Origin of the sequence: Corynebacterium sp. LK31 (assembly GCF_014335015.1) — a bacterium.
Classification (GTDB): Bacteria; Actinomycetota; Actinomycetes; order Mycobacteriales; family Mycobacteriaceae; genus Corynebacterium; species Corynebacterium jeikeium_D.
Window position 1 is genome coordinate 257,664 of sequence record NZ_PDGW01000011.1, and the last position, 18,805, is coordinate 276,468.

Annotated in this window: 12 protein-coding genes; 11 read left to right on the top strand and 1 reads right to left on the bottom strand. The window is 57.2% G+C overall.

The window, feature by feature from the left end; all coding sequences use genetic code 11:
• The first annotated feature begins 302 nt into the window (after window positions 1–302).
• From CRD18_RS03425 to galK, 5 genes are all read left to right on the top strand, one after another.
• Entirely contained in the window at window positions 303–2,570 is a 2,268-nt protein-coding gene (locus CRD18_RS03425; protein ID WP_070652948.1) for a polyribonucleotide nucleotidyltransferase, read from the top strand.
• 157 nt (window positions 2,571–2,727) lie between these two features.
• Window positions 2,728–3,684, top strand: coding sequence for an aldose 1-epimerase family protein (locus CRD18_RS03430; protein WP_016422596.1), 957 nt, complete (start codon window positions 2,728–2,730; stop codon window positions 3,682–3,684).
• Between the two features lie 278 nt (window positions 3,685–3,962).
• Window positions 3,963–5,624 (top strand): sodium:solute symporter family protein, encoded by a 1,662-nt coding sequence (locus tag CRD18_RS03435; protein ID WP_187406511.1) that lies wholly within the window; start codon window positions 3,963–3,965, stop codon window positions 5,622–5,624.
• Between the two features lie 16 nt (window positions 5,625–5,640).
• Window positions 5,641–5,922 carry a hypothetical protein gene (locus CRD18_RS03440; RefSeq protein ID WP_049170832.1) on the top strand — a complete coding sequence of 94 codons (282 nt, stop codon included), beginning with the start codon at window positions 5,641–5,643 and terminating at the stop codon, window positions 5,920–5,922.
• Window positions 5,923–5,931: 9 nt separating this feature from the next.
• Window positions 5,932–8,343: a galactokinase gene (gene galK, locus CRD18_RS11200; RefSeq protein ID WP_187406512.1), complete on the top strand. Its 2,412-nt coding sequence runs from the start codon at window positions 5,932–5,934 to the stop codon at window positions 8,341–8,343.
• A gap of 28 nt (window positions 8,344–8,371) precedes the next feature.
• Here galK and CRD18_RS03450 read toward each other — a convergent pair whose 3' ends face one another.
• Window positions 8,372–9,760 (bottom strand): MDR family MFS transporter, encoded by a 1,389-nt coding sequence (locus CRD18_RS03450; RefSeq protein ID WP_224433133.1) that lies wholly within the window; start codon window positions 9,758–9,760, stop codon window positions 8,372–8,374.
• Window positions 9,761–10,024: 264 nt separating this feature from the next.
• On the opposite strand from CRD18_RS03450, the gene dapB reads away from it, so the two are divergent.
• The 6 genes from dapB to CRD18_RS03480 all read left to right on the top strand — a co-directional run bounded on the left by dapB (window position 10,025) and on the right by CRD18_RS03480 (window position 18,704).
• Entirely contained in the window at window positions 10,025–10,777 is a 753-nt protein-coding gene (dapB, locus tag CRD18_RS03455) for a 4-hydroxy-tetrahydrodipicolinate reductase (protein WP_049170836.1), read from the top strand.
• A 20-nt stretch (window positions 10,778–10,797) separates the two neighbouring features.
• Window positions 10,798–11,550 carry an FAD-dependent thymidylate synthase gene (gene thyX, locus CRD18_RS03460; RefSeq protein ID WP_049170838.1) on the top strand — a complete coding sequence of 251 codons (753 nt, stop codon included), beginning with the start codon at window positions 10,798–10,800 and terminating at the stop codon, window positions 11,548–11,550.
• A 58-nt stretch (window positions 11,551–11,608) separates the two neighbouring features.
• Complete coding sequence (dapA, locus tag CRD18_RS03465; RefSeq protein WP_049170841.1) at window positions 11,609–12,514, top strand: 4-hydroxy-tetrahydrodipicolinate synthase; 906 nt, start codon at window positions 11,609–11,611, stop codon at window positions 12,512–12,514.
• Window positions 12,514–14,595, top strand: coding sequence for a ribonuclease J (locus CRD18_RS03470; RefSeq protein WP_049170842.1), 2,082 nt, complete (start codon window positions 12,514–12,516; stop codon window positions 14,593–14,595). The genes dapA and CRD18_RS03470 overlap by 1 nt, the downstream gene beginning before the upstream one ends.
• Before the next feature lie 89 nt (window positions 14,596–14,684).
• Window positions 14,685–15,302 (top strand): TIGR03085 family metal-binding protein, encoded by a 618-nt coding sequence (locus CRD18_RS03475; protein ID WP_049170848.1) that lies wholly within the window; start codon window positions 14,685–14,687, stop codon window positions 15,300–15,302.
• Between the two features lie 105 nt (window positions 15,303–15,407).
• Complete coding sequence (locus CRD18_RS03480) at window positions 15,408–18,704, top strand: DNA translocase FtsK (RefSeq protein ID WP_049193034.1); 3,297 nt, start codon at window positions 15,408–15,410, stop codon at window positions 18,702–18,704.
• Window positions 18,705–18,805: the final 101 nt, after the last annotated feature.

Genomic DNA, 18,805 nt, shown 5'->3' on the forward strand with positions numbered 1-18,805 from the left:
GGAGGGGCTGATCGAAAGCGTGCGCACAAGTGCCGGGCACCATCGATAAGACACGGTAATTCGTCGATAAGACACGGTAAACCATCGATGAGTCAAGAAAAGTCATCGATAAGTGCCCCCCGCCCCGCAAACTCCTAGAACCCCGCGTAGGTGCAAGAACCCAGATGCAGTGAGAGATCTCCGATCCGTCCAATACAAGAACTTTCCGCGTTAGCTGGTAGAATGCGTGACGCAAACGAAGTTCATTCGATCTTTTACAGGCGACATCGATGATCGCCGCTATTTCTAGGAGTAAGAAACCTATGGCCAACAGCAAGGCTGTTGAATTTTTCTTTGATGAGGATTTCGGTATTACCGAGGCCGTTGCCACCATCGACAATGGTGATTTCGGCACCCGCACCATTCGCTTTGAAACGGGCCAACTGGCTCGTCAGGCCGATGGTTCGGTGACCACCTACTTGGACGAGGAGACCATGCTCCTGTCCACCGTCACCGCTTCCAACCAGCCCCGCGAGGGCTTTGATTTCTTTCCGCTGACCGTCGACGTTGAAGAGCGTATGTACGCCGCGGGCAAGATTCCGGGTTCGTTCTTCCGCCGTGAGGGCCGCCCGTCCACCGACGCCATCCTGGCATGTCGTCTGATTGACCGTCCGCTGCGTCCGACCTTCGTCAAGGGCCTTCGCAACGAGGTACAGGTTGTCGTCACCGTCATGTCCTGGGATCCGAAGGACCGTTATGACGTTGTCGCAATCAACGGCGCGTCAGCTGCAACTCAGCTTTCCGGGCTGCCGGTTTCCGGCGCTGTCGGTGGCGTCCGCATCGCGCTCGTTGCTGATGACAAGCACCCAGAGGGTGCATGGGTCGCTTTCCCGACCGAGGAGCAGCACGAGCAGGCTCTGTTCGAGATGGTCGTCGCTGGCCGTATCGTCACCCGCAAGCGTCGCGGCAAGAACGTCGAAGATGTCGCCATCATGATGGTGGAGGCCGGAGCAGGGGAGACCGTCGTCAAGCGTATTGCTGACGGTGCACCGGCGCCGACCGAGGACATCGTCGCCGCTGGCCTCGAGGCAGCAAAGCCGCACATCAAGGTTCTGTGTGAGGCACAGAAGGGTCTGGCTGAGCGCGCAGCGAAGGAAACGCAGGAGTTCCCGCTGTTCCCGGCATACGGCGATGAGATTTTTAACGCAGTCGAGAAGAAGTCCGCTAAGAAGCTGGCCAAGCTGCTCACCATTCCGGGTAAGCAGGAACGAGATGACGCCACCAATGAGTACATGGAGGACGTCGAGGGGCAGCTGCTGGAGCGCTTCGTATCCGATGATGTCGACGAGCAAGCTGCATCTAAGCAGATTCGCGCTGCATACAACGCAGTGATGAAGCAGATTGTCCGTGAGAAGATTCTCGCTGAGGGCTTCCGCATCGATGGTCGCGGTGTCACCGACATTCGTGACTTGGGCGTTGAGGTCGGCTTGATTCCGCGTGCCCACGGCTCTTCGCTGTTTGAGCGCGGCGAGACCCAGATTCTGGGTGTCACCACTTTGGACATGCTGAAGATGGAGCAGCAGATTGACTCGCTGACTCCTGTTACCTCCAAGCGCTACATCCACCACTACAACTTCCCGCCGTACTCCACCGGCGAGACCGGTCGTGTTGGCTCTCCGAAGCGCCGCGAGATTGGTCACGGGGCACTGGCTGAGCGCGCTCTGCTGCCGGTCGTGCCGTCCCGCGAGGAATTCCCGTACACCATTCGCCAGGTCTCCGAGGCTCTTGGATCCAATGGTTCGACCTCCATGGGCTCGGTCTGTGCTTCGACTCTGTCGCTGTACAACGCCGGTGTGCCGCTGAAGGCTCCGGTTGCCGGTATCGCCATGGGCCTGGTTTCCGGCGAGGTTGACGGTGAAAACCGCTTCGTCGCACTGACCGATATTCTCGGTGCCGAAGACGCATTCGGTGACATGGACTTCAAGGTCGCTGGTACTGCGGACTTCATTACCGCACTGCAGCTGGACACCAAGCTCGACGGTATTCCGTCGAAGGTTCTGGCCGATGCTCTGTCCCAGGCTCGTGATGCACGTCTGGCCATCCTGTCCACCATGGCTGAGGTCATCGAGTCTCCGGACGAGATGAGTGGTCTCGCTCCGAAGATCACCACCGTTAAGGTTCCGGCTTCGAAGATTGGTGAGCTCATCGGTCCGAAGGGCAAGACCATCAACGGTATCACCGAGGAAACCGGTGCTGATATCTCTATCGAGGACGACGGCACCGTATTTGTCTCGGCAACTTCCGGTAAGGCCGCGGACGCTGCAATCGAGCAGATTAATGCCATTGCTAACCCGCAGCTGCCGAAGGTCGGCGAACGCTACCTGGGCACTGTCGTGAAGACTGTCGCTTTCGGTGCTTTCGTCTCCCTGACTCCGGGCCGTGACGGTCTGATCCACATCTCCAAGCTCGGTGGCGACAAGCGCATCGAGAAGGTCGAGGATGTCATCAATGTCGGCGACAAGATTCAGGTCGAAATCGCTGATATCGACAACCGCGGCAAGATCTCGCTGGTTCCGGTCGAAGACGATTAATGCTTGGCGACGGAGGATGCGCTGTAGGTAGCCTCCGACAACGCGTGTAGCGATGACGCGGTTAGGTCACAAATTGACCTAACCGCGCTTTTGTTTTGGGTTAATCTCGGGTTTCGAACGGATTAATTTTCGAACCCACATGGAAGGTGATTTGCGCATGCAACTTGTCGCGCACGATCATGAATTCATTGACATTGCGGCCGGTGACTATGTCGCAAGTATTTCCCAGTTCGGTGGTGGTCCGAGATCACTGGAGTACTGTGGCCTGCCACTGCTGACTGACTATCCCAAAGGGTTCAATCCACCGTTGTCCGCAGGTACGCTCCTGGCTCCGTGGCCGAACAGGGTCGCTGACGGAGTATTCATCTTTGATGGGGAAGTACATCGGCTAGATATTTCGGAGCCGTCCCGGGCGAATGCTATTCACGGGTTTGTTGCAGATCGCGTTTGGTCTGTGGTCGATTCTGATGACAGCAGCGTCACCTTGGGCGTGGAAGTTGAGCCGCAGCCGGGCTGGCCTTGGGAACTCGGTCTGACCGTGCGTTGGCAAGTCACAGCCTCAGATGGCCTATCGGCGGAGTTCACAGTGCATAATCGCAGCGATAGGGAGTGCCCGTTTGGTCTGGGCTGGCATCCCTATTTAAGCGCGTTGGGCGCTGACTTCGGCAGTTGCACACTGCGGTTGCCCGTTGATAAAAACCTGCCACTGGAGCCAATTCGAAACTTGCCCGCCGGCCCAGCGGTGCCAGCCGAGACGGTGGTTCCCAGCCTTCGAGAGGGAGTATCCCTGGATGGACTGTGGCTGGATCACTGCTTCTTTGCTGCCGAGGAGACAGCGGGGAGTGACTCGCCGCGCCGTCGTGAAGCGCATTTGGTTGGGCCAAATGGCAAGGGTGCTGTGCTCTGGGCCGATGATGAATTCAGGTTTTTCCAGGTCTATGTTGCGGACGCCGGACGACGAGAAGGATTTCCTGGGCACGGGAATGCGATTGCGGTGGAGCCAATGACATGTCCGCCGGATGCGCTACGCTCCGGTACCGGTTTGCTGCGAGTTCAGGCTGGAGAGACAACAACTCTTGCCATGGGACTGCGCGCGGAAACGGGCGGAAAATAGTTTTCCCAGCGCAGAAGAGTGCAGCCCCCTCAATCGGGTTAAAACCTTCTTAATTAATTCACCTGGAATTAAGAATGGAAAATACACTTGGGGACGAATGTAAAAGAATAGGTCTTCCTTTTGTTCCGGATAGTGGCTATCTGGCCCCACACTTCGGGGTAGGTCGAGCCACTTTCACGGCCTTGATGGGCGTGCACCAGCCAGGTGCCGAGAAAAAGAAATCCCGATTCGTGCATTTCCTGAATACGTTTTGACTCCCTAATTGTGAGGAGGCCGTCGTGATAGTGGCGCAATCAGCCCTACGGCTCGAGGCATCATGGGTGGATTACTCCATTGTTGCCCTATACTTCCTATTCGTCCTAGGCATTGGCTGGGCTGCACGAGCCAAAGTGTCCAGCTCCATTGACTTCTTCCTCTCTGGGCGCTCACTGCCGGCTTGGGTGACAGGGTTGGCGTTCGTCTCAGCCAACCTAGGCGCAGTGGAAATCGTCGGTATGTCCGCAAATGGTGTGGAATACGGTTTCCAGACCATGCACTACTTCTGGATTGGTGCGGTTCCCGCCATGGTGTTCCTGGGCATTGTCATGATGCCCTTTTACTATGGCTCCAAGGTTCGCTCAGTACCAGAATTCATGCTGCGTCGTTTTGGTCCCGGAGCGCACCTTGTCAACGCGATTTCATTCGCCGTCGCGCAGCTGCTCATCGCGGGTATCAACCTTTTGCTGCTGGCCAAAGTGGTCAATGCGCTACTCGGCTGGCCACTGTGGCTGACATTGGTCGTCGCTGCAGTCATTGTGCTGTCCTACATCACGTTGGGCGGACTGTCCGCAGCGATTTACAACGAGGTACTTCAGTTCTTCGTGATTGTCGCAGCTCTATTGCCACTGACTCTAATCGGTCTGCACAGCGTCGGCGGCTGGTCGGGGCTTAAGGAAAAAGTTGCCACTGAATCGCACTTCCACACCTGGCCGGGCACGGATATTTCTGGTTTTGACAACCCGGTAGTTTCAGTCATCGGATTGGTATTCGGTTTGGGATTCGTGCTGTCCTTTGGCTATTGGACAACGAACTTCGTGGAGGTTCAGCGATCCATGGCAGCCGATTCGCTGTCGGCCGCACGCAAGACTCCAATTATCGGCGCGTTTCCAAAGATGTTCATTCCGTTCATCGTGGTGCTGCCGGGCATGATCGCCGGCGCGACTGTCGCACCCATCATGGATCAGACTGCCAAGCCTAACGACGCAATTCTGTACCTAATGAGAGATTTGCTTCCCAACGGCCTGCTGGGCATCGCTATTGCAGGGCTACTAGCAGCCTTTATGGCAGGTATGGCGGCGAATATCTCCGCGTTCAACACAGTCTTTAGCTACGACATTTGGCAGACCTACGTCGTCAAAAATCGAGCAGATGATTACTACCTCAAGGTTGGTCGTATCGCTACCATTGGCGCGACCGGCATCGCAGTGTTCACCGCATTGATTGCCGATAATTTCGGCAACGTCATGGACTACCTGCAGACGCTATTCGGCTTCTTCAACGCACCGTTGTTCGCTACCTTCCTTATCGGTATGTTCTGGAAGCGCATGACGCCGACAGCAGGTTGGACGTCTCTGCTCGCAGGAACGGGTGCTGCGATTTTGTACTGGTACATCTCCGAGTTCACGTCGGCAAGCGCAACTATCTTTGAGCTGCCGGGGCAGGGCACTGCGTTCGCTGCCGCCTCCGTGGCATTCGTCGTCGATATTGTGGTGGCTGTGGTCGTTTCGCTCATGACAACGCCGAAACCCGATGAGGAGCTGGTGGGCTTCGTCAAGTCCGTCACGCCGAAGGCTCACTTCACAGACGCTGCTGAGGCAGAGCTGCCATTGTTACAGCGAACTGTTCCGCTGGGTATTTTGTGCCTGGTGATGGCCGTAGTTCTTAACATCGTTTTCGCATAGGAGCTAGTGAGAAATCATGTCACGGACACACAACAATTCAACTGTAGAAGCGACTATCAGCACGGGTAATAAGAAAGCAGGTGCCTTTGACATTCGCAATGTCATTGGGGCGCTGCTTGGTCTTTACGGCATCATTTTGCTGCTGTCGTGGCTGTTCCTCGATCCTGGAGTTAACCCGGAGACCAGTGTTGCCAAAGAGCCGATGTATAACCTGTACAGCGGCATAGCCCTGCTTCTCTTTGCAATCGTTTTCTATGCCTGGGCAAAACTGCGCCCAACGGTTGTCGAAGAATCATAAGGAGTAAAAATGACAACCGATGACCAGCCTTCTCACGCTTTTTCGGTAACGCGCACTACGCTTGCCGACGGTCGCGAGCTAATCTACTTCGACGATGAACCGGACTATGTCTCGGGCAAAAAGACTCGAAAGTTAACCGACGAACGTGATTTGCCACAGGCGATTACGGAGTCGGAGCTGCGCCAAGATCCGCTGACGGGTGAGTGGTACTGCTACGCGGCGCACCGCATGAACCGCACCTTTATGCCTCCTGCTGGTGAGAACCCACTAGCTCCGACGCTGCCGGAACAACTTCCCACAGAGGTGCCTGCCAGTGACTACGACGTGGTGGTTTTTGAAAACCGCTTCCCTTCGCTTTCCATGCACATGGAAGTTCCGGATGACTTTGCCCAAACTGTCGACGGCGCCGAGATTTTCCCGCGGAAGCCGGCCTTGGCTCGGTGTGAGGTTGTCTGCTTTACCCCGAATGTTTCGGACTCCTTCCGGGATCTGACCTTTACTCGTGCTCGCACCGTTATTGAAGCGTGGGCGCACCGCACTGCGGAACTCAGCAAGCTCGAAGGTGTGAGGTTGGTGTTCCCCTTTGAAAACAGGGGCAAGGAAATTGGGGTAACGCTGCAGCATCCTCATGGGCAGATTTACTCGTACCCGTATCTGCCCCCACGTGCGGCAGCCATTGTTTCACGCGCGAAAGCCCACTTCGAAACCACCGGTCGTGACCTCTTTGAGGATGTCCTGGAGGCCGAAAAGGCTTCAGGTCGACGGATCATCGCAGAAGGGGAGTACTTCACCGCATTCGTCCCAGCTGCAGCTAAGTGGCCAGTCGAAGTCATGATTATGGCTAACCGCGCTGTCGGTGGTTTTCAGGAGCTGACCGATGCGGAGAAGGACGAACTGACAGCAATGTATCTTGACCTGCTGCGACGTATTGACCGATTCTTCCCCGGCATCGACAAAACGCCGTACATCGCAGCATGGAACCAAGCTCCGGTAGGCGAGGATCACCAGTTTGGCCGCCTCCACCTGCAGCTCTATTCCATGATGCGCTCTGCAGGACGCATGAAGTTCCTCGCGGGTTCAGAGTCCGGGCAAGGAGCCTGGATTTCGGACACGACCCCGGAGGCAATCGCTGACCGCTTCCGGGAAGTTGGCCAGACTCGCTGGCTTCCCACTCGCTCCCATAAACAGGCGGTATCTGACGTAACTGAGCAATTCCGCCGCAGTTTCGGTTCGGAACCACAGGGCGTCTTCCGCGCCCCAGGCAGAGTCAACCTGATTGGCGAGCATGTCGATTATGCCGGTGGTATCTGTCTGCCATTCGCGTTGGCACAGAGTACTTTCGCAGCGGTGGGTGCCCAGGCTGCTGGTGACTCGTGGACAGTGCGAGTTGTTTCGGACTTGATGGACAAGGACGACGTCGCAGACGGTGACAAGCCGGTTGCTATCGCAATGTCCGATGTCGGTCCGAACTCTCCTGCAAATTGGACGGGATACGCAGTTGGCACTATCTGGGCTATGCGTGAGGCAGGGCTGTTGCCCGCGGATTGTCCAAGCCTTGACATTGCGATTTCCTCCGATGTTCCGATCGGTTCCGGGCTCTCCAGCTCCGCCGCTCTGGAGTGTTCTGTCGGCGTTGCAGCCTTTGAGCTCGTCCACGGGCGCGCACCAAACGATGAAGAGCAGCAGGGAATTGTTGAGGCGGCTATCCGCGCAGAAAATGAGGTCATTGGTGCCTCTACCGGCGGTCTGGATCAGCGTATTTCCATCAAGGGCAAGGAAAACCACGCACTGGTCATTGATTTTGCGAAGAGTTCTGACCAGCTTGTAAAGGCTGCTTTCGCAGACGAGGACCTAGAGGTTTTGGTAATCAACACCAACGTTCGGCATAGTCTCTCGGATGGTCAGTATGCGACGCGTCGCGGAATCATCGATGCCGTGACAAATGGTCTTGGGGTATCTGATTTCCGCGGTCTGGATGATGCAGTTGGTGCTGCTATCAATTGGGCGAAGGAGAACGTCCCAGCTGAGGCAGATAGGGATCAATGGGTTGATACCGTGGCGCGCCGAGTACGTCACGTTGTTACCGAAATTGACCGGACGGCACAGGCGATTGAAAAGCTTTCCGAGGGGGACTTCGAGGCCTTTGGCACGTTGATGGTGGCAAGCCATCTTTCGCTGAGGAATGACTACGAAGTTTCCTGTCCAGAGCTGGATCTTGCTGTGGACGTAGCGCTTGAGCAGGGGGCGCTTGGTGCCCGAATGACTGGCGGTGGCTTTGGCGGCAGTGCCATTGCGCTGCTGCCACACGACCGTGTCAGTGCTGCAGCGAATGCAGTTGCGTCGGCCTTCCGTGACAGAGGAATGCCGGAACCGGAGTTTTTCGTTGGAAATCCCGGGCCGGGAGCAAGCCGCCTAGTTTAGGCGGTATTCCCCCCGGTCTTGGGGGGGGCTACTGTAATGCAATCTTCTTCCGCTGCGGCTTGAGCAGCGTGGTGAGGAAGATTAGCACCACGGCAAATCCCGCGGCGGTAAACATCGCAATGCTATAGCCACGAATCAAGTCGTCGGCGGCAGGAGCTGCTGCACCAGTGCCGGACAGGCCAGTGGCAATAACAGCTGACAGCGCCACAAACAGTGCGGTACCGACAGCGCCGGCAACCTGCTGTAGCGTGTTCATGATTGCTGAGCCATCCGGGTAGAGGCGCTTCGGAAGATCACCAAGACCGAATGTGAACAGCGGAGTAAACAGCAGCCCCAGGCCAATCTCAAGGACGATGTGGCAGGCGACAATCCACCATAGCGGAGTCGATGCTGAGATGAAGCCGAGCCCGAAAAGACCGAGGGCAAGGACAATGGAGCCGGGAATTGCCAGTGGGCGCGGACCATAGCTGTCAAAGAGCCGGCCGACAGCCGGTCCCATCAGACCCATAACCAGTGGACCAGGCATCACAATCAAACCAATAGTCTTGACGTCGACACCTCGCAGATTGAGGTAGAGCGGCAAAATGATGATCACACCGAACATCAGCATGAAACCAATGGTCAGAATGATTGTGGACAGCCTAAAGCTCTTTGTGCGGAAGGTTCGAAGATCCAGCAGAGCTCGGTTGTGCGGTGCCAAACGGCGCTGGCGCATGATGAAGAACACCAACAGCACGATGCCGACTGCGCACAGGATTCCGTCGATAAGCGAAAACTCTGCGCCTACGCGGCTCAGCGCGTACACCAGCGGGCCGAATGCGCCGGCACTGAGGAACACCGAGAGGATATCGATGGGCTTCGCGGAGTTTTCCTCAATATTGGGAACGAGGATGACGCCCACTACCAGCACAATTAGGCCGAGCGGCAACATCGTGTCGAAAAGCGCATGCCAATTGTTATTGGCAATCTCCAGAATGAGACCGGAGATGGTCGGTCCGATAGCAGGCGCGACAGCGATGACCACGCTCATTCGTCCCATCATGCGCCCGCGCTCATGCTCCGGTACTACGTTGAGCACCGTGGTCATCAGCAGCGGCAGCAGCACTGCGGTACCGGACGCTTGGACAATGCGTGCGAGCAGAACGATCGCGAAGTTTGGCGCGAAAGCACCGATGAGAGTGCCCACGACGAATAGTCCTTGACTGACCGCGAAAAGAATGCGGAACGGCACTGCCGAAATGAGAAATCCAGTGACCGGAATGACAACTGCCATGGTCAGTAGGAACGATGTTGTCAGCCAGCCTGCGGTAGCTGCGCTGATTCCGAGGTCCGCCTTGACGACGGGAATTGCGACGCTCATGACCGTCTCGTTCAAGATAGCCATGAATGCCGCAGCTAGTAGCACGTAAATGGCCATATAAGCACTTTTGGGCGCATCGGCCTGTGGTGCCTCCGAACTTGGGCTGAGTTCGGAATCTTCAGATTCAGAAACCAATTGAAGTCTCTTTCTATATATCGGTACAGAAATAGGTAATTGTCGAAGATATGGAATCTTAGCGCAACAAAAACCCCGTCGTAAGTCGACAAAAAGGCAAAGCGGACGGGGGCATTGGCACACAAGTTGGCCAACACATTCTAAGGTAAGGGAGAAAGATAAACCCGTTGGGAAAGGACAATAGCTGTGAGCAATATCAAGGTCGGCGTACTTGGCGCCAAGGGCAAGGTAGGGTCCACCATCTGCGAGGCAGTCGAAGCCGCCGACGATTTGGAGCTGGCAGCGGGTCTCGACTCTGGCGATGACCTGAATGAACTTGTCACCGCTGGTGTGCAGACCATTGTTGACTTTACTCAGCCCGACGCTGTGATGGGCAATCTTGAGTTCTGCATTAAGAATGGCATCAACGCCGTCGTGGGTACTACGGGTTTTACCAAGGAGCGCCTCGATCAGGTGCAGCGCTGGCTTGACGACGCCGCCGGTGAGGCCAATGTTCTTATTGCACCGAACTTCGCAATCTCCGCGGTACTGACGATGAAGATGGCGGAGCTAGCCGCTCCGTACTTCGATTCCGCTGAAGTTATCGAAATGCACCACCCTTTTAAGAAGGATGCCCCCTCGGGCACCGCTATCCACACTGCTGAGGCTATTGCTCGTGCTCGCAAGGAAGCCGGCATGGGGGAGCAGCCGGACGCCACTGAGCAAACTCTCGATGGTGCTCGCGGTGCTGAGGTCGAGGGCATTCCGGTGCACGCAGTCCGTATGACCGGTTCGGTGGCTCACGAGACCGTTATCTTTGGTGCAGAAGGGCAGTCGCTCACCATCAAGCAGGACTCCTACTCGCGCACCAGCTTCGTACCAGGCGTTCTGCTGGGTGTGCGCAAGATTGAGGATTTTCCGGGCCTGACTGTGGGACTGGAGCCGTTCCTGGGACTTTAATGGTCGGGAGTTAACTGAAAATGTCTGAAAATGTCACTCTCAAGGCGCAGCTAATCGCCGCGACCAACTTCTTCCCGCCGGAGGACATCGACTTTGATACCGATGCCGATGGTGGGGAAGCATTGATTGAGTTCTCCGGCAGGGCTTGTTATGAAACGTGGGACAAGCCCAATCCACGAACGGCGACGAATAGGGGATATCTGCGACATGTGCTTGAGGTAGGCCACACCTCACTTTTTGAACACGCAAGTGCAAGCATCTATGTTCGTGGGCTGTCGCGCTCGTGTGCACATGAACTCACACGGCACCGCCACTTTTCCTTTTCGCAGTTGTCGCAGCGGTTTGTGCCGGCCAGTTCCAACAATGTTGTGGTTCCTCCCGCAATTGCGGAGGACCCGGATCTGTTGCGAGTTTTCGAAAGCGCGGTTGATCAGTCCCGTTTCGCCTATGGTGAGTTATTAGACGCACTGGAAGAGAAGTGGGCCGACGAGCCCAACGCTATCTTGCGGCGAAAGCAGGCACGCCAGGCAGCCCGGGCGGTTTTACCCAATGCCACCGAAACTCGAATCGTGGTTACTGGTAATTTCCGGTCTTGGCGCCACTTCATTTCGATGCGTGCGACTGAGCATGCCGATGCTGAAATTCGGGAGTTGGCAGTGGCTTGCCTGCGGGAGCTGCAGCGCTGTGCTCCTGTTGCTTTTGGGGATTTTGAGATTAACACTCTGAAGGATGGGTCGGTCGTCGCGTCGAGTCCTTACGCCTTCGAGGGGTAATCGCACGTACAGTGTGAAGATATAGTCGATTGAGATTTTTAAGAAAAGGTAGTCAACAATGAGCACAGGAATTGCGTCAACTCGCGGTGCTGACATTTTCGGCACCGTCGCCGTAGCTATGGTGACCCCTTTTGATAAGGACGGAAACCTCGATGTCAAGGCGGGTGTGCAGCTCGCTGGTCATCTTGTAGACGGTGGCTGCGATGCACTCATTCTGGCCGGTACTACCGGCGAGTCGCCTACTACGACGGTTGAGGAAAAGCTTGAGCTTCTCCGAGCTGTCCGTGCAGAGATGGGTGACGAGGTTAAGCTCGTGGCCGGTGCCGGCACCAATGACACGGCCGGGTCCATCGAGCTGGCAAAGGCTTCTGTGGAGGCGGGCGCGGATGCGCTGCTCGTCGTCACGCCGTATTACTCCAAGCCGTCCCAGGAGGGGCTGTACCGTCACTTTACGGCAGTGGCTGACGCAACCGAGGCGCCGGTGTGTCTGTATGACATTCCACCGCGTTCGGTTATTCCGATTGAAGTTGATACCATTTACCGGTTGGCGGAGCACCCGAGAATCCAGGCTGTTAAGGACGCCAAGGGGGATTTGGGAGCTGCCGCCGGCATTATCGCTAATACTGATTTGGCGTGGTACTCCGGTGACGATGTGCTGAACCTTCCGTGGCTGTCTATTGGCGCCACCGGGTTTATTTCCGTTATTGGACATGCAGCCCCGCAGCTGCTGGCTGAGGTGCGCTCTTGCTTTGACAAGGGAGACCTTGCTGGTGCGCAGGCTGCCCACGCGAAGATGACTCCGCTGTTTGCCGCTCAGGCTGCACTTGGCGGTGTAAGTTTTGCTAAATCCGCTCTGCGTCTGCAGGGCATTGAGATAGGAGATCCACGCTTGCCGCAAATTGCAGCAAATGACCAGCAGCTTGAGGTGCTTGAAGAAGCTATGCGGAAGGCAGGTGTTCTGTAGTGGCTGAAGGACGCAATCGCGCCCGCAAGGTAACTCGTAAGGCTGGTCCGCCTTCCGAGTCCGACGTGGCTGCAGCAGAGCAGTCCAATAACTCTGCATCCAAGGGTTCCGACAAGGGTGGAGCTAAATCCAACGGCTCGAAGTCCTCGCAGCGTTCCGGTGAGCGTAAGAACTCCGGTAACGCTAAGAAGTCCCAAGGTTCCTCGAATTCTTCCAACCGCGGTTCCCGCGGTGGTCGCGGTGGCCGTGGAGGTAATCGCGGAAATAGTTCGAGGGGTGGCCGTGGCGGACGCGGTGGCAACCGTCGTAACGTAGTCCAGTCGATGCAGGGTGCGGACTTGACCCAGCGTCTTCCTGCACCGCCGAAGGCCCCCAAGGACGGCCTGCGCGTGGTTGCACTGGGCGGTATTTCCGAAATCGGTCGCAATATGACCGTGTTGGAGTACAAGAACCGCCTGATCATCGTCGACTGCGGCGTGCTGTTCCCGAGCTCGGATGAGCCGGGTGTTGACCTGATCCTGCCTGACTTCTCCTACATGGAAGACAAGTGGGATCGCGTGGAAGCTCTCGTGGTCACCCACGGTCACGAGGACCACATCGGTGCTATCCCTTGGTTGCTCAAGCAGCGCGCGGACATCCCGATTATTGCTTCTCGCTTTACCCTGGCACTGATTCAGGCCAAGACACAGGAACACCGTCAGCGCCCGAAGGTCATCGAGGTCAACGACACCAGCCACATTCAGCGTGGCCCGTTCGATCTGCGTTTCTTCAATGTCAACCACTCGATTCCGGAGTGCCTTGGCATCGTCATTAAGACCGGAGCCGGCATGGTCGTCCACACCGGTGACGTGAAGATGGATCAGACCCCGCCGGACGGAAAGCCGACTGACCTGCCGGCGCTGAGCCGCTACGGTGATGAGGGAATCGACCTCTTCTTGTGTGAGTCCACCAACGCTACGATTCCGGGCTTCTCGGGATCCGAGGCGGAGCTGGCTCCAACTCTGCGCCGTCTGATTATGGATGCCAAGCAGCGCGTTATCGTCGCGGCCTTCGCATCGAATGTTTACCGCGTGCAGGCGGTCATCGACGCAGCTGTTAAGGCTGGCCGCAAGGTTGCCTTCAACGGTCGCTCTATGATTCGCAACATGCGCATCGCGCAGGAATTGGGGCTGCTGACCGCTCCGGAAAATACCATTGTGGAAATGAACGAGGCCGCTCGCATGGCGCCCCACAAGGTCGTGCTGGTGACTACCGGTACGCAGGGTGAGCCAATGGCTGCGCTGTCTCGCATGGCCCGCCGTGAGCACCGTCAGATCACCGTCCGTGATGGCGACCTGATTATCCTCAGTTCTTCGCTGGTACCCGGTAACGAAGAGGCAGTCTTCGGCGTTATCAACATGCTGGCCCAAATTGGTGCCACGGTTATCACCGGTAAGGATGCGAAGGTTCACACCTCCGGTCACGGCTTTGCCGGCGAGCTGCTGTTCCTCTACAACGCAGCTCGTCCGTCGAACGTCATGCCGATTCACGGTGAGTGGCGCCACCTCCGTGCCAACAAGGAGCTGGCTGTGTCCACTGGCGTGAAGCCAGAGAACGTTGTCCTGGCTCAGAACGGTGTGGTAGTCGACCTCGTTGATGGCCGCGCTCGTGTAGTTGGCCAGGTTCCGGTCGGTAACCTCTACGTCGATGGCGTCACCATGGGTGACGTCGACGCTGACGTGCTGGCAGACCGTGCTGAAATGCGTGAAGGTGGTCTTATCACCGTCACAGCCGTCATTGATAACCGCACTGGCCGCCCGTTGGAGAAGCCACGGGCTCAGGCTCGCGGTTACTCGGACGACGCCAAGGAAGTGCTCGAAACCGTCGAGCAGGTCGTTGACGATACTCTCTTTGACCTGGCTGGCAGTGGCGAGAACAACCCGTACCGTATGGCTCAGGAAGTTCGTCGCCGCACCGAGCGTGTCATTAACCAGAAGTGGCGTCGCAGCCCGATGGTTGTTCCGACAATCGTGCCGATGTCCTCTGAGGCAGCCGAAGAGGTTACCGATGAGGAAATCCAGGAGTCGCGCGAAAGTATCTAAATTTCTAGAGCGTCTTTTAGCGTAAGAGCCCGCATCCACCTACAACCGTGTGGATGCGGGCTTCTCCGTGCCTGGTCTAGGCTGGAGCTATGACTTTTGCTGAACGGGAACGTGAAGACCTAGCTAATCTACTGCTCAGCGTCGGCCCCGACGCCCCGACCTTGTGCGAGGGGTGGACGACCCGGGATCTTGCCAACCACCTGTACATTCGTGAAAACCGTCTGGATGCCGCGGGCGGGATGTTCGTCAAGGCGCTTTCGGACCGCCTCGATGCTGTTACCGCTGAGGTCAATCGAATGCCCTACGTCGAAGTGGTGGGGAAGTGGGGTAGTGGTGCTCCGCGATGGAATCCAATGAACTGGGCAGACCGCTACGTCAACGCTGCGGAGAACTTCGTCCATCACGAGGATGTCCGTCGTGCCCAGGAAGGCTGGACCGTTCGTCAGCTGCCGCCCTCCGGAGTGTCGGACCTGTGGCGTCTGGTCACTACTGCCGGCCGTATGATGTTGCGCGGTTCGACCTCGACCGTGGTGCTAATGCGTGACGACGGAGTTGCGGTGACCCTAATCGACAACAGTGCTAAAGGTGCTCCAGTTGTGACTGTCCGCGGAAGCGTCGGGGAACTGGTGCTGTGGCTCTATGGCCGTGACGAGGTACGCGTCACCATCGACGGTGACGAATCGGGCATCAAGCGCAACAGTCTTTAAAATCACGTTCTCAGTTCTGGACGGTCGCGACAGCACGCCTGTTAAACAATGACACGCGTGTGACTAATGTGAAAACGATCCGGTGTTAGCTGTAAGGTAATGGTCATGTCTGCGACCAGCCGAACCAGAACTGACAATCGTCGTGGATCTTCCCGCTCTGCGGAGACAGATGCCACGCGGCGATACCCCGTGCACAGCGCCACGGAGGAATTCGAGCGCACTCCTAGCGCCATGTCGTTCGTGGCCAATAGCTTGGCCAGCGCCTGGACTGAAACTGCCCGCGGCGTGGCCGGTCTTGCCCGGCGGGTCAGCGGTCGCAAAAATAAGCGAAACGAAGAGGAGAATATGTCGCGGCGCGAAAGAGACGCCGATTTTTCGACGAAGCCCCGTAGGAAGCGTCGTAAAGCAGCTAGCGGCTATGACGATGTAATTGAACCGCCGGCACCGGCCTCCGTGCCAGCTGACGAGTTCGACGCAGACTTCGATGAGGGTGGCGAACCGGGATCGAAGGATGGCCTCGCACTACTCGTGCTGGCGTTGGCGATTGTGCTCGCTGGCTCGACATGGTTCCACCTGGCAGGGCCAGTGGGGGAGTTCATTGAAACGGCAGTGCGCACGCTCATTGGTATCGGCGCTTTTGTACTTCCGGTGCTGCTCGGTGTTGTTTCCGTATTAATGATGCTGGATGCTATGCCGCGCCGTGAACGTCTGACACCTACCATCACTGGAGCTTCGCTGATCGTGGTGGGGCTGCTCGCAATTGTGCATATCGGCTCGGGTCGTCCTGCGGACTGGCAGGGGCGACGTGCAGCTGGTGGCGCAATTGGTGGTTATATCGGTTCGCCGCTAGCAGCCGGGTTTACCTCGTGGGTCGCCGTGGTTTTGTTGCTGGGTATCGTTTTTTACGGCGCTCTGGTGCTCTCTGGCGCGACGGTGCGCCAGCTTATCGATGCCACTAAGGAATACTTCAACTTTTCCGAGTGGTCTTCGCGTCGTGCCGGCGACGAGCCGGAATCGGACGATCCCTACGGCAATGTCGATGACATGCTGGAACGTCGTGCGAGCTGGGATTCCGATACCGCATATGCCGATGAGGACTTTGACCAGCCGACGCAGCTAATTGAGCGTCGCCCAAGCCACAGCAGCCGCACGCAACATTCCTCGTCTCGTTCGACCGGTCGCCCTGCTTACCGAGCGTCCCGCCGTGGCGCGGATAGCCGTATATCCGCACCCGAACCCGCGCCTTACGACGAACCGGATACTGACGGTAACCTCTACGATCTTTTGGACGAAGAGCCGCAGAGGAACCGACAGGCTCCGCGACGTGCCCGTCAGGTTGAGGATGTCGACTACGATTCGGCAAAGACCACAGTGTTCGATGTCCGGAATGGGGCACCGCACTCCAATCGAGTTTCCCCAGTGGAGCCGGCGTTTCCGGCAGCTGAGTACGTGGAGGAAGCTCAGTCGGATGCAGTACATCGCGACACCGCTGAGACAGAATCGACTATTCCAGCTGTCGGGGGCACGAACTACCACGCTGTCGACGAGGATTATGACGAGTACTCCGAGTACCCGACGCAGGAGGCTGCTGCAGCTAATAACAGCGAACGGAATTGTGTTTCCGATTCCCGAGCTCCGAAACAGCCCGCTGTTCAACCTGAGGCCGTAGAGCCGGCGAGCGCGCCGCAGGGCGAGTCGTCTGTCGATGATTCGCGGGATGCAGTGTCTGAGGCTACCCGCCGCACAATGGATGCCATTGCCGCTCGTTCTGGTATCGATGCCTCTAAGATTCCGGCCACAACTCCGAAGTCTGAATTGGAAAAGGATGCCGAGGGTACTTCCGGTTCGTCGGCACGCACGCCGGAATCTGACTACCACCTGCCATCGACTAATTTGTTGATTCCAGGTGAGCGTCCCAAGACACGTACGGCGACGAACGACCGCATGATTGAGGCGATTACTGAAGTATTCGCAGAATTCAAGGTCGATGCTGCGGTGACTGGTTTCTCTCGCGGTCCGACGGTGACTCGCTACGAGGTCGAGCTTGGCCCGGGCGTGAAGGTCTCGAAGATCACGAACCTGCAGTCCAACATTGCCTACGCGGTAGCGACCGACAATGTCCGCTTACTGACTCCGATTCCGGGAAAGTCGGCCGTTGGTATCGAGGTGCCGAACAACGACCGTGAGATGGTTCGGCTTGCCGACGTACTCAACGCGCCCAAGACCGTTGCGAACGATGACCCGATGCTGATCGGTCTCGGTAAGGATATTGAGGGCGAGTTTATCTCGCACTCCATCCAGAAAATGCCGCACCTTCTCGTTGCCGGTTCGACCGGTTCGGGTAAGTCCGCGTTCGTAAATTCGATGTTGGTTTCGCTGCTGACTCGTGCGACCCCGGAGGATGTCCGCCTGATTCTGGTGGACCCGAAGATGGTCGAGCTGACTCCATATGAGGGGATTCCTCACCTGATTACGCCAATCATCACTCAGCCGAAGAAGGCCGCGGCGGCTCTGCAGTGGCTGGTTGAAGAGATGGAACAGCGCTACATGGACATGAAGGCCGCCCGCGTCCGTCACATCAAGGACTTCAACCGTAAGGTCAAGTCCGGTGAGATTACGACCCCACTTGGCTCGGAGCGCGAGTACCGTCCGTACCCGTACATTGTCTGTGTCGTTGACGAGTTGGCAGACCTGATGATGACCGCACCCCGCGATATCGAAGATGCGATTGTGCGCATCACGCAAAAGGCCCGTGCTGCCGGTATCCACTTGGTGCTGGCTACGCAGCGTCCGTCTGTGGATGTGGTCACCGGCTTGATTAAGACGAACGTGCCATCGAGACTGGCATTCGCTACCTCGTCGCTCACGGACTCCCGCGTCATTCTTGACCAGGGCGGTGCTGAAAAGCTCATTGGTATGGGCGATGGCCTGTTCATCCCACAGGGTGCAGGCAAGCCGCGACGTCTTCAGGGGGCCTTCGTCACAGACGAAGAGATTCAGGCAGTAGTCGATGCAGCTAAGGCGCAGGCCGAGCCGGATTACACCGAGGGTGTCACGGAGGATAAGAGTGCTGAGGCTGAGCGCAACATTGACCCCGATATCGGAGATGACCTGGAAGATTTGCTTCAGGCAGTCGAGCTGGTGGTCACCGCACAGCACGGATCGACCTCGATGTTGCAGCGCAAGATGCGAGTCGGTTTCGCCAAGGCCGGTCGACTGATGGATCTGATGGAAACTCGCGGAGTGGTTGGACCGTCAGAGGGATCTAAGGCACGTGAGGTGCTGGTCAAACCAGAGGAGCTCGAAACCATTAAGTGGATGATCAAGGGCGCAAACCCGGAGGATGCTCCTAAGGAAGAAGTAAACGTAGTCGACGCTGATCCGAATCAGTCTATGGCGTAGGACGACCCAGCCTTACCGCCGTTTCTGATTGCGTGTATAGTCGGCACACGTGGAGGGGAGTATCCCCGGTAAAAGTGGATGTTTTCCGCTAGCCCGTGACG

Excerpts from the sequence above, each read along its gene's own strand:
- thyX (WP_049170838.1), top strand. The coding sequence starts at position 10,798 with ATGTCTGAAAATGTCACTCTCAAGGCGCAGCTAATCGCCGCGACCAAC.
- CRD18_RS03480 (WP_049193034.1), top strand. The coding sequence starts at position 15,408 with ATGTCTGCGACCAGCCGAACCAGAACTGACAATCGTCGTGGATCTTCC.
- CRD18_RS03430 (WP_016422596.1), top strand. The coding sequence starts at position 2,728 with ATGCAACTTGTCGCGCACGATCATGAATTCATTGACATTGCGGCCGGT.
- dapA (WP_049170841.1), top strand. The coding sequence starts at position 11,609 with ATGAGCACAGGAATTGCGTCAACTCGCGGTGCTGACATTTTCGGCACC.
- CRD18_RS03425 (WP_070652948.1), top strand. The coding sequence starts at position 303 with ATGGCCAACAGCAAGGCTGTTGAATTTTTCTTTGATGAGGATTTCGGT.
- CRD18_RS03475 (WP_049170848.1), top strand. The coding sequence starts at position 14,685 with ATGACTTTTGCTGAACGGGAACGTGAAGACCTAGCTAATCTACTGCTC.
- CRD18_RS03440 (WP_049170832.1), top strand. The coding sequence starts at position 5,641 with ATGTCACGGACACACAACAATTCAACTGTAGAAGCGACTATCAGCACG.
- galK (WP_187406512.1), top strand. The coding sequence starts at position 5,932 with ATGACAACCGATGACCAGCCTTCTCACGCTTTTTCGGTAACGCGCACT.
- CRD18_RS03450 (WP_224433133.1), bottom strand. The coding sequence starts at position 9,760 with ATGGCCATTTACGTGCTACTAGCTGCGGCATTCATGGCTATCTTGAAC.